Consider the following 17240-nt stretch of genomic DNA (forward strand, 5'->3'; position numbering starts at 1 on the left):
TCACCATCAATGCAGGGAATCAATTATATTACACGTTTGGTCCGCGCCGCCGATCAGTAATGTCTGCGTCCGCACTCCATTCGCCGTCTGTTGTATACCGTTCACCAGCTCTCCACCCGTGACGCCCGTGGCACTAAAGAGGATGTCTTTTCCCCTCACCAGTTCGTCGAGTGAGTACACACGGTTAACGTCAACTCCCATTTCCTTACACCGCTTGCGCTCCTGCTCTGCAATTTGCCGATTTTCGGTGTAGTCACCTTTGGCCTGGCAAAAATCGATTAATTCCGCCTGCATATCCCCGCCTAATGCTTTAACAGCACAGGCAGAGATAACGCCTTCCGGCGCGCCGCCGATGGTGTACATCACGTCGTAAGGATTATCCTGCCAGCAGGTCAGTACACTGGCGGCGACATCGCCATCCGGCAGGGCAAAAACCTTCACGCCAAGCTGCGTCGCTTCCTCAATCGCGGCACTCAGACGCGGTTTATCCAGCGTAACCATACGTAACCGATCCAGTGGTTTACCTAACGCTTTCGCCACGTTGCGCAAGTTTTCAGTAAGGGGCAAAGACAGATCGATTGCCCCGGTAGCCAGTCGATTAACGACCAGTTTTTTCATATACATATCGGGCGCGTGAAGCAAGCTGTCTCGTGGGGCGAAGGCCATGACCGCCAGCGCATTGCTCTGCCCCATCGCCACCATCCGCGTGCCTTCAATCGGGTCAACCGCGATATCGACTTCTGGCCCATCGCCTTTGCCCACCTCTTCGCCAATCCACAGCATCGGCGCATGGTCAATTTCTCCCTCGCCGATAACCACTCGCCCACGAAAAGCGACGTCGTTTAATGCCTGGCGCATCGCAGTGACCGCCAGGCCATCAATTTTATTTTTATCGCCACATCCGGTTTGCGGCCAGGCAGCCAACGCTGCCTGTTCCGTAACGCGAAATAATGGCCACGCCAGGGATATCATTGCGCGGCCTCCCCGATATCAACGCCAAATTGCGCCAGCAGATATTTCTCGGCCTGTTCATTCCAGATGCCGTGCGTTTCCTCAACCAGCCGCGCCAGCTCTTTAAACAGCGGATCGGTTTTGCCTTTTTCGGCAAAATCGGCAATGGCAGTGAGCGGCATGGTGACGCCGTTATAAATGAGTTTTTTACCGCCGGGGATATCCGGCAGATTGAGCACGGTTTCTGGCACCGCATCCAGCCCACCAATATGGGTCACCATAAACGACGGTTGCAACTGCCCCGTGGCGCTAAGGGCAATCGCCTCTTTCATGTCGTCCGTTGAACCGCCGGATGTACCGACGACGTGCGTGCTGTTGTAATGGACGTTGTAGAAGTTAAACGGCACTTTGAAGTTTTTATCCGTCGGGCCGGCAAAGAAGTTCAGGCAGCCGTCTTCTGCCAGCAACTCATCAGCCATCTCAACGACCGAAGACACCGCCGCATAGACAAACACGTCATCGAACCCGGCATCTCCTGTCAGCGTCCGCAGCGTCTGGACTGGATCGCTCATCCCTTTGGTATTCACATACACCAGCTCAATGCCTTTACTGGCCGCCAGTTCTACCGGCAGCAACTTCTGCACCTGTGCCAGGCGTTTTTCGTCGATATCGACCACCACTACCCGCGACGGTTGTATGCCGCCGTTAATGGCGTAATCGATAGCGCCAATTCCCATCGGGCCAGCACAGGCCAGCAGCGCAATATTGCCGCCAGGTTTGACGCCCATGCGGTGCTCATAAACATATTGCGTGGTGTGATAATTGGCATGATAAGCGCCAATTATGCAACACATCGGCTCCGCGAGCGACGCCGCTGCAAAATAAGAACCGTGATAAGGTAATACACAGCCCAGGTTAATGGCGATTTCGGGAATAATCATATAGGTGGCATTACCGCCGAAATATTCGTAGCTGTATCCGGCTGAATATCCACTGGGTAATCCCATTGCCGGTTGCAATACAAAACGCTGGCCTTTTTTATATTTGCCAGTGAGATTTTTACCCACTTCGACAATAACCCCGGCACATTCATGCCCGGTAATGACCGGATGATTTTCTAAATCGTCGGGTACGCGTTTATGTTCACTACCGAGTAACGCCGCTTTCCAGGTCGATAAACAGACGCTGTCAGAAATTACACTCACTAACAGTTCATTATCGGTAATTTCTGGCAGTTCAAATTCGCGCAGACGGACATCCCGCTTGCCATAAATAGCAGCAACTTTGGTTTTCATTTTTTATCTCTGTAATCAGTGTTTATGTTCGGCGGTTAATTGATTAAATAAGGTGTCGAGTTTTGGATCACCAATGTAGTTATTAATCAATATCAGTGGTTTGTCCGTCACACGTTTCACGCGCCCTTCCAGACTGGCGTGTGTGACCACAATATCGGCATCCGCAGGCACGTTTTCTATCGCGTAATGTTTTACTTCTATTGCCAGCCCCGCTTTTTCCAGGCGCTTACGGAAGGTGGTTGCGCCCATCGCGCTGGAGCCCATCCCCGCATCGCAAACAAAGGCAATACGCTTAACCCGGCTTAACGAGAATGCACCTTCTTGTTTCATCGCTTTAACCGCATTGGCTGACTGAGCAAACTCATCTTCGCTCTCCGTTTCCACCGTTTTTTCCATCTTCAGTATCAGGGAAGTGATGGCAAAGGACACCAGAGTACCGAGTGTAACACCGGCGATTGTCGCCAGGAACGAACCTTTCGGCGTCAGTGCCAGGTAGGCAAAGATAGACCCCGGACTTGGGCCTGCCACCAGACCACCGTCCAGCAAATTAAACATCCAGGTGCCAGACATACCGCCCGCAATCATGGCGATAATGGTCAGCGGCTTCATCAACACATACGGGAAATACAGTTCGTGGATGCCGCCAAGAAAGTGAATAATCATCGCCCCGGGCGCAGAACGTTTACTCATCCCTTTACCAAACAAGGTAAACGCCAGCAGCAACCCCAACCCTGGCCCCGGATTCGACGCCACCATAAAGAAGATGGATTTGCCGTTAACCGAAGCCTGTTGCATCCCCAACGGGTAATAGACGCCCTGATCTATCGCGTTATTGAGGAAAAGCACTTTCGCGGGTTCATTGATAACAGACAGCAGAGGCAGATATCCCGCATGAACCAGCGCCTCAATACACTCTTTGACGAAAGTATTGGCAATTAACACCGCTGGACCGATAACTTCAAAACCTAGCAGGCAGAGAGCCATCCCGGCGATACCTAATGAGAAGTTATTGATAACCATCTCAAAACCAGCGGGGATGCGTTTTTCCAGTGCCTTATCGATATATTTAATCATCAGGCCGCCAAGCGGTCCCATAATCATCGAACCCAGGAACATGGGGATTTCAGCACCCACAATTACGCCAATCGTCCCTATTCCCCCCATCACCGCACCGCGTTTACCGCCGACCAGGTGACCACCGGTAGAACCAATCATCACCGGTAATAAATAGGTAATCATTGGGCCGACAATTTTGGCGAAATGTTCGTTAGGCAGCCAGCCGGTAGGAATAAATAATGCAGTAATAAAACCCCAGGCAATAAAAGCACCGATATTGGGAATGACCATAGCGGTCAAAAAGCCCCCAAAAGCCTGAACCTTTGCACGAGCAGACTTGTTTTCCATAATATTATCCTGTAGAGGAGAGAGTTATTATTCGCGGCTGATAATGTCCGCTAATTGTTTTTCTGATGATGCTGTTAAGAGTTGTTCAAGTATTTCTTCTTCGCACAGTAATTCACTTAACGCCTGAATAGCGCCAATGTGCGAATCGGCATCGGCAGCAGAAAGCCCGATGAGTAATTTAATCGGTTCGTCATTCCCAGGGAAATAAACACCTTGTTTAAGTAACGTCAAAGACATTCCGGTTTTGAGCGCCCCACATTCTGGTCGCGCATGAGGCATTGCTACGCCTGCTGCGAGAATATAATAAGATCCGTTGTTAATGGTGGAATCTTTAATAGCCTGAATGTAATTCTCGTTGATATAATTTTTTGTTAATAATGATGCCATCGAAAAATCAATAGCCTCCTGCCAGTCTTTAGCTGCATGTATCACTGAGATTGATGATTCTGGAAAATAATCAATAAGCCGCATAAATTATCCCTATTTTTAGAGTACCGACTGTCGGTGAAAATAAAATACGCGCGCAAAAAATTGAAAGCAATTGGGCTAAAAAGGCGAACCACCAGAAGAGGAAAAGTAAACAAACCATAAATAACAATAAGTTGCGATTAACAATTATAAAGTCAACTTTCTGTTTGTGAGTTGGATTGCAAATAAGACAAATTTATGATTGTTGTGTTTGTGATCATGTTCACCATTTATAGCTTGAAAGTCCGAAAACAGATAAAATTAAATCTTACAGCCCCTTCTTTATAGATTCTTAATTGTTCGAGGTTGACTGTTATTCTCACATCAGGGGGGCATATTCCTTGCTTTGCTCAATTTCTGACGCTTATGAGAAGTCGATTGAAGATCGAATGAAAGCGGAGACTATTGCGTAAGAAGTGCGGCTGAAGCCGAAACTATTCGCCTGCGGGGTGAAGCTCTGCGGGACAATCCCGGTCTTGTGCCCTTACCACTGCTGAGCGTTGGGATGGCAAATTACCCGATACCATGAACCCCGGCAGTACCGTTCCGTTTATCTCGACCAAGTAAAAAGAGCCGCGTTTGCGGCTCTTGAGACTGATGGCAAAGGCTAAACTGCCTGATGCGCTACGCTTATCAGGCCTACACAGTCCCTGCAATTTATTGAATTTGCATGATTTTGTAGGCCGAATAAGGCGTTCACGCCGCATCCGGTATGAACAACACGCACTTTGCCAACAATATGAAGGGCTGCTTTCGCGACCCTTCTCACAAAGCATCTTACCGATTACAGCAGTTCTTTTGCTTTCGCTACCACGTTTTCAACGGTGAAGCCGAACTCTTCAAACAGTTGCTCTGCCGGTGCAGATTCACCGAAGGTGGTCATGCCGACGATAGCACCGTTCAGACCAACATACTTGTACCAGTAGTCAGCAATACCCGCTTCTACTGCAACGCGTGCAGTAACCGCTTTCGGCAGTACAGACTCACGGTAAGCAGCGTCCTGCTTGTCGAATGCGTCGGTAGACGGCATGGAAACCACGCGCGCTTTCACGCCTTCGGCAGTCAGTTTTTCGTAAGCGGCAACAGCCAGCTCAACTTCAGAACCAGTAGCAATAAAGATCAGTTCCGGCTGACCGGCACAGTCTTTCAGCACATAACCACCGCGCGCGATGTTTGCCAGCTGCTCTTCAGTACGTTCCTGCTGCGCCAGGTTCTGACGGGAGAGGATCAGGGCGGTCGGGCCGTCCTGACGCTCAACGCCGTATTTCCACGCTACAGCGGATTCAACCTGGTCACACGGACGCCATGTAGACATGTTCGGGGTCACGCGCAGAGAAGCAACCTGCTCAACCGGCTGGTGAGTTGGGCCATCTTCGCCCAGACCGATGGAGTCGTGGGTGTAAACCATCACCTGACGCTGTTTCATCAGCGCAGCCATACGTACCGCATTACGTGCGTATTCTACGAACATCAGGAAGGTGGAGGTGTACGGCAGGAAGCCGCCATGCAGGGAGATACCGTTAGCAATCGCGGTCATACCGAACTCGCGAACACCGTAGTGGATGTAGTTACCGGCAGCATCTTCGTTGATTGCTTTAGAACCAGACCACAGGGTCAGGTTAGACGGAGCCAGGTCAGCGGAGCCGCCGAGGAATTCCGGCAACAGCGGACCGAACGCTTCGATGGCATTCTGAGACGCTTTACGGCTGGCGATTTTCGCCGGATTAGCCTGCAACTTCGCGATAAACTCTTTCGCTTTCGCGTCGAAGTCAGACGGCATTTCGCCTTTCATACGACGGGTAAATTCAGCGGCTTCCTGCGGATAAGCTTTCGCATAAGCAGCGAATTTCTCGTTCCATGCGGATTCTTTCGCCTGGCCTGCTTCTTTCGCATCCCACTGAGCATAGATTTCAGACGGGATTTCGAACGGTGCATATTTCCAGCCCAGTTGCTCGCGGGTCAGGGCAATTTCAGCGTCACCCAGCGGCGCACCGTGGGAGTCGTGCGTACCGGCTTTGTTCGGCGAACCGAAACCGATGATAGTTTTGCACATCAGCAGGGACGGTTTGTCAGTCACTGCACGCGCTTCTTCTACTGCGCGTTTGATAGATGCCGCGTCATGACCGTCGATATCACGAATAACGTGCCAGCCGTAGGCTTCGAAACGCATTGCGGTATCGTCGGTGAACCAACCTTCAACGTGACCATCGATAGAAATCCCGTTGTCATCGTAGAACGCAATCAGTTTGCCCAGCTTCAGCGTGCCCGCCAGAGAGCAAACTTCGTGGGAAATGCCTTCCATCATGCAGCCATCGCCCATGAAGGCGTAGGTGTAGTGGTCGACAATGTCGTGACCCGGACGGTTAAACTGCGCCGCCAGCGTTTTTTCTGCAATCGCCATACCGACTGCGTTCGCAATACCCTGCCCCAGCGGACCAGTGGTGGTTTCTACACCTGCGGTGTAGCCCACTTCCGGGTGGCCCGGAGTTTTGGAGTGCAGCTGACGGAAGTTTTTCAGTTCTTCCATCGGCAGATCGTAACCAGTGAGGTGCAGCAGGCTGTAAATCAGCATGGAGCCGTGGCCGTTGGACAGCACAAAGCGGTCACGGTCAGCCCAGGACGGATTCTGCGGGTTGTGTTTCAGGAAATCACGCCACAGGACTTCGGCAATGTCAGCCATACCCATCGGGGCGCCCGGGTGACCGGATTTGGCTTTCTGTACTGCGTCCATGCTCAGCGCACGAATAGCATTGGCAAGCTCTTTACGTGAGGACATTTTGACTCCAGATCGGATGATGAAGGGCACGCCCTTAACGACTTGACGACAGCGCGTTTTGGGCTACGCCGGAAAATTTGCCAACAATTTACCGCAAGCCGCGCGTCATGTACATGGAACATCCTTTTGCCGCTTCAGAAATCTCTGGATCATGCTCGCATGTTGCGCAATCTGCTCGCCCGTCCGCTGCGCTTTTCCTTATACTGAGACTGAGCGTCGATTCACCTGCAAACGGCGCATTTTTAGAATAATCCTGACCTTGTGCGGAAGAGAAAACATGAAAATTCGCGCCTTATTGGTAGCAATGAGCGTGGCAACGGTACTGACCGGTTGCCAGAATATGGACTCCAGTGGACTGCTCTCATCAGGAGCGGAAGCTTTTCAGGCTTACAGTTTGAGTGACGCCCAGGTGAAAGCCCTGAGCGATCAGGCATGTCAGGAGATGGACAGCAAGGCGACGATTGCGCCAGCCAATAGTGAATATGCTAAGCGTCTGACCACCATAGCCAACGCGCTAGGCAACAATATCAACGGTCAGCCGGTGAATTACAAAGTGTATATGGCGAAAGATGTAAACGCCTTTGCAATGGCCAACGGCTGTATCCGCGTCTATAGCGGGCTGATGGATATGATGACGGATAACGAAGTTGAAGCGGTGATCGGTCACGAAATGGGGCACGTGGCGTTAGGCCATGTGAAGAAAGGGATGCAGGTGGCACTTGGTACAAACGCCGTGCGAGTAGCTGCGGCCTCTGCGGGCGGGATTGTCGGCAGTTTATCGCAATCACAACTTGGTGACCTGGGCGAAAAGCTAGTCAATTCGCAATTCTCTCAACGCCAGGAAGCGGAAGCGGATGATTATTCCTACGATTTGTTGCGCCAACGCGGCATCAGCCCGGCAGGTCTCGCCACCAGCTTTGAAAAACTGGCGAAACTGGAAGAAGGTCGCCAAAGCTCAATGTTTGACGACCATCCGGCATCCGCCGAACGCGCCCAGCATATTCGCGATCGTATGAGCGCGGATGGGATTAAGTAAGGTCCGGTAGTACCGAACGTAGGTCAGATAAGGCGTTCACGCCGCATCTGACATTAATGGCACATTTGTCACCCCGCGCGCATTGCCGGATGCGATGCTGACGCATCTTATCCGGCCTACGGGTGCCGAACGTAGGTCGGATAAGGCGTTTACGCCGCATCCGACATTAATGGCACATTTGTTACACCGTGCGCATCTTATCCGGCGCTTACTCGCCCTTTTTCGCCGCCTGAATATACAGCATCTCCAGCGCCAGCGTCGCTGCTGCCAGAGCGGTGATTTCCGACTGATCGTATGCCGGAGCCACTTCCACAACGTCCATCCCAACAATGTTGAGATCTTTCAGGCCGCGTACCAGTTTAATGGCGCGATCGGAGGTCAGGCCGCCAATCACTGGCGTACCGGTTCCTGGCGCGAATGCCGGATCAAGACAGTCGATATCAAAAGTCAGATAAACCGGCATATCACCCACAATCTGTTTCACCTGGGCGATAACATCATCCACGCTGCGATCGTTCACCTGGCAGGCGTCCAGCACGGTAAAGCCGTTGTCTTTATCAAACTCGGTACGAATACCAATCTGCACGGAATGATTCGGGTCAATCAGACCTTCTTTTGGCGCGGTATAGAACATCGTGCCGTGGTCAAATTCACAACCGTTCGCATAGGTATCGGTGTGGGCGTCAAAGTGCACCAGCGCCATTTTGCCGAAATGCTTTGCATGGGCGCGCAGCAGCGGCAGCGTAACAAAGTGGTCACCACCGAAGGAGAGCATACGCTTACCGGCAGCCAGCAGTTTCTCTGCGTGCGCCTGCAATTTCTCGCTCATCTCACGAGCATCGCCGAAGGCATATACCAGATCGCCGCAGTCCACGACGTTCAGGCGCTCGCGCATGTCGAAATTCCACGGGAAACGGTTGTGTTCCCAGGCCAGGTTAGTTGATACCTGACGGATAGCCGCCGGACCGTGACGACCACCCGCACGACCAGAAGTGGCCATATCGAACGGTACGCCGGTAATCACCCAGTCAGCATCGCTGTCATACGGCTGGAAGTTCATCGGCAGGCGTAAAAAACCAAAGGCGTTGGAAACCAGTGAGTTATCGTATTGATGCCCTAAGGTGCTCATGGATGGACTCCTATTACAAAGTCGATATAAAAAAACCCTTCCGCGTCGTTAGGCCCGACGAGGAAGGGTTGGATTTGCGAAACACAAGTTTGCGCTAATTATCGCCTTAAATGGGCGAGGCATCAAGCGAGGTTGCTATTTACGACACGGTGGCGGCGCATAGCCATTGTTGTCTGCCGGAAAGGCTTGTCCAGAGCACGGCGGCAGCGCGTTTTTCGCCGGGCCTTGCAATTCAAAGGCGGCAAAGCCGATCACCCCGGTATTACGCACATCGCCTTGCGCCGAATTGGCGGCGTAGGAATCTGCAACATTGGCGAACTGAAAAGCCGCTTCGGTATGTTTATCTTTGCGGAATCCTTTAATCGCTAACGAATCACCGGCATTCACAATATAGCCATTGTTATTCAACGAACCTTGTTTACCATTCAGAACATCCAGGCCATCAACCGTAGCAACGATCTCGTAATTGGTGTTCCGGCTGTAGTTACGGACATATAATTGATAATTCATCCCCACTCTGGCATGAACAATATATCGCGGTTCATTATTTGATGAATCATAAACTCGCGTAATAGGTAGAGAATTAAAATTCGCATCACGAATAGCATATTCCAGTTCGTTAATACGAATACTATAAACACGGTCGTAGCCGGAAGGAATATTTGTCGAATAATTAATAACGATCATCTCTGCCGGATCGCGCCAGGCGCGTTCAGCAGATACGCCCTGAACCGTTGAGTGCACATCTCCACCCCAGGCAGTGCCGACATTGCCCGATGCACTGCTATTATACTGCGCATTACTTGAGCAACCAGCCAACAACACGACTAATGCCACCAACGCGCTACGTACTTTCCATTTTTTCATTACCGTTCCCTCTATTTAATTAATACAGCGATTGTAGGGGGATTATTTAATAATAAAAGCAGCCAAATTATTTTTAAGAATATATAAAAAGAAAGCGGGCCAATTTACGTAAATAAATCGACCCGCCAGCGGAATAATCTTAATTATTCATCTTCAAGATAGGTATATCCGTACAACCCTGCCTCGAACTCTTCCAGGAACTGTTGTTGCAGCTCAGCATCCAGATCGGTTTTCTTCACTTGATCACGGAACTGGGTTAACAGCGTTTTCGGATCGAGCTGTACATATTGCAACATGTCCGCAACGGTATCACCTTCATCAGACAGCTCCACTTCTACGCTGCCGTCAGGGAAGACGAACACATCAACCGCTTCGGTATCACCGAACAGGTTGTGCATGTTGCCGAGGATCTCCTGATAGGCACCGACCATAAAGAAACCGAGCATCGGCGGATTCTCTGGATCGTACTCCGGCATTGGCATTGTCGTGGCAATACCGTCACCATCAATATAGTGGTCGATAGCACCGTCAGAGTCACAGGTGATATCCAGCAGCACAGCGCGACGTTCCGGCACTTGATCCAGCCCTTCCAGCGGCAGAACCGGGAACAACTGGTCGATCCCCCATGCGTCCGGCATTGACTGGAACAGCGAGAAGTTGACGTACATTTTGTCCGCCATACGTTCCTGCAGTTCGTCGATTATCGGACGATGAGCGCGATTTTGCGGATCCAGCTGCTTCTGCACTTCATGGCACATGCTCAGATAGAGCTGTTCAGCCCATGCACGTTCTTGCAGATTGTAAGTGCCCGAAGAGTATCCGATATGAATATCGTGCAGATCCATCTGGCTGTCATGCAGCCACTCACGCAGAGAACGGCGAGTCCCCGGTTCGTGCATTTCCTGCCAGGTTTCCCACATGCTTTGCAGGGCGCGCGGTGCGTCTTCTGCAGGTGCGGTCGGCACTGTGTATTCGTTACGTTCCACGCCGATGATATTTGACACCAGCACGGTGTGATGCGCAGTCACCGCACGACCCGACTCGGTGATTACCGTCGGATGCGGCAGACCATTTTCTTCACACGCATCACCAATCGCCCAGATGATGTTGTTAGCGTATTCATTGAGGCCGTAGTTCACCGAACAGTCGGACTGCGAACGGGTGCCTTCATAATCCACGCCCAGGCCGCCGCCGACGTCGAAGCACTGAATATTGACGCCCAGCTTGTGCAGTTCCACATAGAAACGCGCGGATTCACGAACGCCTGTCGCGATATCGCGAATATTCGCCATCTGCGAACCGAGGTGGAAGTGCAGCAGTTGCAGACTGTCGAGACGCCCGGCTTCACGCAGCGTTTCAACCAGTTGCAGTACCTGAGTCGCAGCCAGGCCGAACTTCGATTTTTCCCCGCCGGAGGACTGCCATTTACCGGAGCCCTGCGAAGCCAGACGTGCACGCACGCCCAGACGAGGAACGACATTCAGACGTTCTGCTTCATCCAGCACAATGGCAATTTCTGACATCTTCTCAATGACCAGATAGACCTTGTGGCCCATCTTCTCGCCAATTAATGCCAGGCGGATATATTCGCGGTCCTTATAACCGTTGCAAACGATGACGCTACGGGTCATGCCAGCATGTGCCAGCACCGCCATCAACTCCGCTTTGGAACCGGCTTCCAGGCCCAGCGGTTCGCCCGAATGAATCAGGGACTCAATCACGCGGCGGTGCTGGTTAACTTTGATCGGATAAACGAGGAAGTAATCGCCGTTATAGCCGTAGGATTCCCGCGCACGTTTGAACGCGGCGTTAATAGAACGCAAACGGTGCTGCAGGATCTGTGGGAAACAGAACAGTGCAGGCAGACGCTGGCCCTGTGCTTCACGAGTTTTCACTAACTGCGCGAGATCGACGCGAGCTTCCGGGACGTCCGGGTCCGGGCACACGCTAATGTGGCCCAGCTCGTTAACGTCATAGTAGTTATTGCCCCACCAGGCAATATTGTAAGTACGCAGCATCTTGCTGGCTTCCTGGGAGCTCATTGCAACCTCCTGCATGGAGCGTAGTACACCGTGTTCGCCCGCTGACGAAGGCAAACTCATAGACATGTCGTCAGACATAGCGAACCTCAAATTATTTTATTAAGTGTAAAACAGTTAACCACTATCGCAGCCTGAAACTGCGATAACAACCCATAAGCACACGGATTTTCCAGCAGCGTATGCTGACGCTCCGACTGCGCAACCGGTTTCTTTTTCATAACATTATTAAACACATAACCGAACGTAAGTGTGACAGTTCGGCGAAACCACGAGAAAACTCTTGTTTTTTTACAAGAGCGCCCTTGTTCAGTCTTCAGTAACTGTTGCCAGCTCTTGAATCCTGAGAAGCGCCGAGATGGGTATAACATCGGCAGGTATGCAATGCAGAGATGCAGAATGCGGGGAACGAATCTACACCAGAACGGTGCGACAGATTAAGCAGCAGACAACGATTCATTATTTCGTATCACCTCCACGGCCGCCTGCGAAGACGAACCAACAAGCTAAAACACTGATTTCAACCCGGCTGGAAGTGGCAACACGAAAGAAACGTCGTGTGCTTTTTATTTAAGCCGCGCGCCGCGTTTTATACCCCACAATGGCAGAAAATTGCAAAAGATAAATACGCAGAATGCCAGCATTGTCAGGAAAAATTTCCAGCTACGTTTTTAGCAGAATGAGACACGATTCAAAAAAAAGTGGAAATTGGGTGAAGAAGTGACCTAAAATAGCCGTCCAGATGTTAATCCATCCATACTGATTAACACTCAGACTGCCAGTGTTTTTAATCTGCAGAGTCGTGGTAGGATCCGCTACCACAGAAAATCCACACAACAGTTTGAGCTAACTAAATTCTCTTTTGGTGATATTAAATATGGCAAAACACCTTTTTACGTCCGAGTCCGTCTCTGAAGGGCATCCTGACAAAATTGCTGACCAAATCTCTGATGCTGTTTTAGATGCGATCCTCGAACAGGATCCGAAAGCACGCGTTGCTTGCGAAACCTACGTAAAAACCGGCATGGTCTTAGTTGGCGGTGAAATCACCACCAGCGCCTGGGTAGACATCGAAGAGATCACCCGTAACACCGTTCGTGAAATTGGCTATGTGCATTCCGACATGGGCTTTGACGCTAACTCCTGTGCGGTTCTGAGCGCCATCGGCAAACAATCTCCTGACATCAACCAGGGCGTTGACCGTGCCGATCCGCTGGAACAGGGCGCGGGTGACCAGGGTCTGATGTTTGGCTACGCGACCAATGAAACCGACGTGCTGATGCCAGCACCAATCACCTATGCACACCGTTTGGTACAGCGTCAGGCTGAAGTGCGTAAAAACGGCACTCTGCCGTGGCTACGCCCGGACGCGAAAAGCCAGGTGACTTTCCAGTATGACGACGGCAAAATCGTCGGCATCGATGCTGTAGTGCTTTCCACCCAGCATTCTGAAGAGATCGACCAGAAATCCCTGCAAGAAGCGGTGATGGAAGAGATCATCAAGCCGATTCTGCCCGCTGAATGGCTGACTTCCGCAACCAAATTCTTCATCAACCCGACCGGACGTTTTGTTATCGGCGGCCCGATGGGTGACTGCGGTCTGACTGGTCGTAAAATCATCGTTGATACCTACGGCGGCATGGCTCGCCACGGTGGCGGTGCGTTCTCTGGTAAAGATCCATCAAAAGTGGACCGCTCCGCAGCCTACGCGGCACGTTATGTAGCGAAAAACATCGTTGCTGCAGGTCTGGCCGACCGTTGTGAAATTCAGGTTTCCTACGCGATCGGCGTGGCAGAACCGACCTCCATCATGGTCGAAACTTTCGGTACTGAGAAAGTGCCTTCTGAACAGCTGACCCTGCTGGTACGCGAGTTCTTCGACCTGCGTCCATACGGTCTGATTCAGATGCTGGATCTGCTGCACCCGATCTACAAAGAGACTGCGGCATACGGTCACTTTGGTCGCGAACATTTCCCATGGGAAAAAACCGACAAAGCGCAACTGCTGCGCGATGCAGCCGGTCTGAAATAATCTTTTATCCCTGCTTTCAAAGGCCAGCCTCGTGCTGGCCTTTTTCTTTTACCTCACCGAGGTGGATAGGCGTTCACGCCGCATCCGGCAAAAAGCTGCCCGCACAATAACATCATTCTTCCTGAACACGTTTTACCGCAAATTATCACCACTACTGAAACCGATTACACCCACCACACCAACAAAATATTTATACTATTTTCACTATATTATTCAGTTTTCACAGCTGTTACATTTCTTTTCAGTAAAGTCTTAATTGCAGATAACTGCGTTTAATCTATGATGATATAACTCAATTATTTTCATGCACTTAAATCATAACTAAGATGAATGTTAGTGTAAGCGATTACACCAATGTGATTTGCCTCACATCTTTTTACGTCGTACTCACCTATCTTAATTCACAATAAAAAATAACATATTGGAGGGCATCATGCCTGACGCTAAAAAACAGGGGCGGTCAAACAAGGCAATGACGTTTTTTGTCTGCTTCCTTGCCGCTCTGGCGGGATTACTCTTTGGCCTGGATATCGGTGTAATTGCTGGCGCATTGCCGTTTATTGCAGATGAATTCCAGATAACCTCGCACACGCAAGAATGGGTCGTAAGCTCCATGATGTTTGGTGCGGCAGTCGGTGCGGTAGGCAGTGGCTGGCTCTCTTTTAAACTCGGGCGCAAAAAGAGCCTGATGATCGGCGCAATCCTGTTTGTTGCCGGTTCGCTGTTTTCTGCGGCTGCGCCGAACGTTGAAGTGCTGATTCTTTCCCGCGTTCTGCTGGGGCTGGCGGTGGGTGTTGCCTCTTATACCGCGCCGCTTTACCTCTCTGAAATTGCACCGGAAAAAATTCGCGGCAGTATGATTTCGATGTATCAGCTGATGATTACCATCGGCATCCTCGGTGCTTATCTTTCTGATACCGCCTTCAGCTACACCGGCGCATGGCGCTGGATGCTGGGTGTGATTATCATCCCGGCAATTTTGCTGCTGATTGGTGTCTTCTTCCTGCCAGACAGCCCACGTTGGTTTGCCGCCAAACGCCGTTTTGTTGATGCCGAACGCGTGCTGCTACGCCTGCGTGACACCAGCGCGGAAGCGAAACGCGAACTGGATGAAATCCGTGAAAGTTTGCAGGTTAAACAGAGTGGCTGGGCGCTGTTTAAAGAGAACAGTAACTTCCGCCGCGCGGTGTTCCTTGGCGTACTGTTGCAGGTGATGCAGCAGTTCACCGGCATGAACGTCATCATGTATTACGCGCCGAAAATCTTCGAACTGGCGGGTTATACTAACACCACAGAGCAAATGTGGGGGACGGTGATCGTCGGCCTGACCAACGTACTCGCCACCTTTATCGCTATCGGCCTTGTTGACCGCTGGGGACGTAAACCAACGCTGACGCTGGGTTTCCTCGTCATGGCTGCGGGCATGGGCGTGCTGGGTACAATGATGCATATCGGTATTCACTCACCGTCGGCGCAGTATTTCGCTATCGCCATGTTGCTGATGTTTATTGTCGGTTTTGCGATGAGCGCCGGTCCGCTGATTTGGGTACTGTGCTCCGAAATTCAGCCGCTGAAAGGCCGCGATTTTGGCATCACCTGCTCCACCGCCACCAACTGGATTGCCAACATGATCGTCGGCGCAACGTTCCTGACCATGCTCAACACGCTGGGCAACGCCAACACCTTCTGGGTGTATGCGGCTCTGAACGTGCTGTTTATCCTGCTGACGCTGTGGCTGGTGCCGGAAACCAAACACGTTTCGCTGGAACATATTGAACGTAATCTGATGAAAGGTCGAAAACTGCGCGAAATCGGCGCTCACGATTAATCTCCTCAGGCTTCCTCCCGTCGCGGAGGAAGCCGCCTCTTGCAGTCATCTTTTCTTCGCTTTATCCTCAGCCGCTATGAAAACTTCCCGTCTCCCTATCGCCATCCAACAGGCCGTTATGCTTCGCCTGCGGGAAAAACTCGCCCAGGCCAACCTGAAGCTGGGGCGTAATTACCCGGAGCCAAAAATTTCGTACACCCAGCGTGGTACATCCGCCGGAACAGCATGGCTGGACAGCTATGAAATTCGCCTCAATCCGGTGCTGCTGATGGAAAACAGCGAGGCTTTTATAGAAGAAGTGGTGCCGCACGAACTGGCGCATCTGTTGGTCTGGAAACACTTCGGTCGTGTGGCGCCGCACGGCAAAGAATGGAAGTGGATGATGGAAAGCGTGCTGGGCGTTCCCGCCCGCCGCACGCATCAGTTTGAGCTACAATCCGTGCGCCGCAACACCTTCCCTTACCGCTGTAAATGCCAGGAGCATCAGCTTACCGTGCGCCGCCATAACCGCGTGGTGCGTGGAGAGGCCGTCTATCGCTGCGTTCACTGCGGTGAACAACTGGTTGCCCAATAACCAGTAGAACTATCAGGAATTTTACTGATCTGGCTGATTGCATACCAAAACAACTTTCGCTACGTTGCTCGCTCGTTTTAACACGGAGTAAGTGATGTACCGTAATTTGTCTGTGGCTGCGGTGGTACTGAGCGCAGCATTTTCCGGCCCTGCATTGGCCGAAGGCATCAATAGTTTTTCCCAGGCGAAAACAGCAGCGGTAAAAGTCTACGCTGATGTGCCGGGAACATTTTACTGCGGATGTAAAATCAACTGGCAGGGTAAAAAAGGCATCGTGGATCTGGAGTCGTGCGGATACCAGGTGCGCAAAAATGAAAACCGCGCCAGCCGCGTAGAGTGGGAACATGTGGTTCCTGCCTGGCAGTTCGGTCACCAGCGTCAGTGCTGGCAAGACGGTGGACGTAAAAACTGCGCCAAAGATCCGGTTTATCGCAAAATGGAAAGCGATATGCATAACCTTCAGCCCGCAATAGGCGAAGTGAACGGCGATCGCGGCAATTTTATGTATAGTCAGTGGAACGGCGGCGAAGGGCAGTACGGGCAGTGTGCCATGAAGGTGGATTTCAAAGAAAAAGTGGCTGAACCACCCGCTCATACGCGAGGCATCATTGCACGAACTTATTTCTACATGCGTGACCAGTACAACCTGACACTCTCACGCCAACAAACGCAGCTTTTTAACGCCTGGAACAAGATGTATCCGGTGACCGACTGGGAGTGTGAGCGCGACGAACGTATTGCAAAGATTCAAGGCAATCATAACCCGTATGTGCAACGCGCTTGCCAGGCGCGAAAGAGCTAACCTACACTAGCGGGATTCTTTTTGTTAACCCCTACCCCA

General features: G+C 51.4%; 15 protein-coding genes and 2 pseudogenes. 6 read left to right on the forward strand and 11 right to left on the reverse strand.

The window, feature by feature from the left end; all coding sequences use genetic code 11:
* Window positions 1–6: 6 nt before the first annotated feature.
* From glpX to cmtB, 4 genes are read right to left on the reverse strand one after another with little or no spacing between them, the layout of a single operon-like run.
* Window positions 7–972, reverse strand: coding sequence for a class II fructose-bisphosphatase (gene glpX, locus RGV86_RS08545; protein WP_085461147.1), 966 nt, complete (start codon window positions 970–972; stop codon window positions 7–9).
* Window positions 969–2246: a zinc-binding dehydrogenase gene (locus tag RGV86_RS08550; RefSeq protein ID WP_085461148.1), complete on the reverse strand. Its 1278-nt coding sequence runs from the start codon at window positions 2244–2246 to the stop codon at window positions 969–971. The genes glpX and RGV86_RS08550 overlap by 4 nt, the downstream gene beginning before the upstream one ends.
* Before the next feature lie 15 nt (window positions 2247–2261).
* Window positions 2262–3650 carry a PTS mannitol transporter subunit IICB gene (gene cmtA, locus RGV86_RS08555; protein ID WP_085461149.1) on the reverse strand — a complete coding sequence of 463 codons (1389 nt, stop codon included), beginning with the start codon at window positions 3648–3650 and terminating at the stop codon, window positions 2262–2264.
* 27 nt (window positions 3651–3677) lie between these two features.
* A complete protein-coding gene (cmtB, locus tag RGV86_RS08560) occupies window positions 3678–4121 on the reverse strand; it encodes a PTS mannitol transporter subunit IIA (protein ID WP_001236693.1) in 444 nt (147 codons plus the stop codon).
* A gap of 406 nt (window positions 4122–4527) precedes the next feature.
* Between cmtB and RGV86_RS08565 the strand changes: the two are divergent.
* Window positions 4528–4685 (forward strand): annotated as a pseudogene (locus tag RGV86_RS08565) (prohibitin family protein); the annotation flags it as partial.
* Between the two features lie 217 nt (window positions 4686–4902).
* Here RGV86_RS08565 and tkt read toward each other — a convergent pair.
* Window positions 4903–6894: a transketolase gene (gene tkt, locus RGV86_RS08570; RefSeq protein WP_000098618.1), complete on the reverse strand. Its 1992-nt coding sequence runs from the start codon at window positions 6892–6894 to the stop codon at window positions 4903–4905.
* 277 nt (window positions 6895–7171) lie between these two features.
* Here tkt and loiP point away from each other — a divergent pair, with 277 nt between their 5' ends.
* Complete coding sequence (gene loiP, locus RGV86_RS08575; RefSeq protein WP_010347931.1) at window positions 7172–7930, forward strand: metalloprotease LoiP; 759 nt, start codon at window positions 7172–7174, stop codon at window positions 7928–7930.
* 208 nt (window positions 7931–8138) lie between these two features.
* On the opposite strand, the gene speB is transcribed toward loiP, so the two are convergent.
* The 6 genes and pseudogenes from speB to RGV86_RS08605 all read right to left on the reverse strand — a co-directional run bounded on the left by speB (window position 8139) and on the right by RGV86_RS08605 (window position 12787).
* Entirely contained in the window at window positions 8139–9059 is a 921-nt protein-coding gene (gene speB, locus RGV86_RS08580) for an agmatinase (protein WP_000105566.1), read from the reverse strand.
* A gap of 135 nt (window positions 9060–9194) precedes the next feature.
* Window positions 9195–9926 carry a hypothetical protein gene (locus tag RGV86_RS08585; RefSeq protein WP_000758924.1) on the reverse strand — a complete coding sequence of 244 codons (732 nt, stop codon included), beginning with the start codon at window positions 9924–9926 and terminating at the stop codon, window positions 9195–9197.
* Window positions 9927–10069: 143 nt separating this feature from the next.
* The gene (speA, locus tag RGV86_RS08590; RefSeq protein WP_010350365.1) at window positions 10070–12046 is read right to left on the reverse strand and encodes a biosynthetic arginine decarboxylase; all 1977 of its coding nucleotides are present in this window, start codon (window positions 12044–12046) and stop codon (window positions 10070–10072) included.
* Window positions 12047–12054: 8 nt separating this feature from the next.
* Window positions 12055–12186, reverse strand: coding sequence for an acid stress response protein YqgB (gene yqgB, locus RGV86_RS08595; RefSeq protein ID WP_001338822.1), 132 nt, complete (start codon window positions 12184–12186; stop codon window positions 12055–12057).
* Window positions 12187–12281: 95 nt separating this feature from the next.
* Complete coding sequence (locus RGV86_RS08600) at window positions 12282–12425, reverse strand: hypothetical protein (RefSeq protein WP_272941840.1); 144 nt, start codon at window positions 12423–12425, stop codon at window positions 12282–12284.
* Between the two features lie 110 nt (window positions 12426–12535).
* Window positions 12536–12787 (reverse strand): annotated as a pseudogene (locus RGV86_RS08605) (hypothetical protein).
* Between the two features lie 55 nt (window positions 12788–12842).
* On the opposite strand from RGV86_RS08605, the gene metK reads away from it, so the two are divergent.
* The 4 genes from metK to endA all read left to right on the forward strand — a co-directional run bounded on the left by metK (window position 12843) and on the right by endA (window position 17201).
* Complete coding sequence (gene metK / locus RGV86_RS08610) at window positions 12843–13997, forward strand: methionine adenosyltransferase (protein WP_001062128.1); 1155 nt, start codon at window positions 12843–12845, stop codon at window positions 13995–13997.
* Between the two features lie 433 nt (window positions 13998–14430).
* Entirely contained in the window at window positions 14431–15825 is a 1395-nt protein-coding gene (gene galP / locus RGV86_RS08615) for a galactose/proton symporter (protein WP_001112301.1), read from the forward strand.
* A 76-nt stretch (window positions 15826–15901) separates the two neighbouring features.
* The gene (locus RGV86_RS08620; protein WP_085461150.1) at window positions 15902–16399 is read left to right on the forward strand and encodes a SprT family zinc-dependent metalloprotease; all 498 of its coding nucleotides are present in this window, start codon (window positions 15902–15904) and stop codon (window positions 16397–16399) included.
* 94 nt (window positions 16400–16493) lie between these two features.
* Window positions 16494–17201, forward strand: a complete 708-nt coding sequence (gene endA, locus RGV86_RS08625) for a deoxyribonuclease I (protein ID WP_085461151.1) — start codon at window positions 16494–16496, stop codon at window positions 17199–17201.
* Window positions 17202–17240: the final 39 nt, after the last annotated feature.

The sequence above is a fragment of the Escherichia ruysiae genome (assembly GCF_031323975.1).
Classification (GTDB): Bacteria; Pseudomonadota; Gammaproteobacteria; order Enterobacterales; family Enterobacteriaceae; genus Escherichia; species Escherichia ruysiae.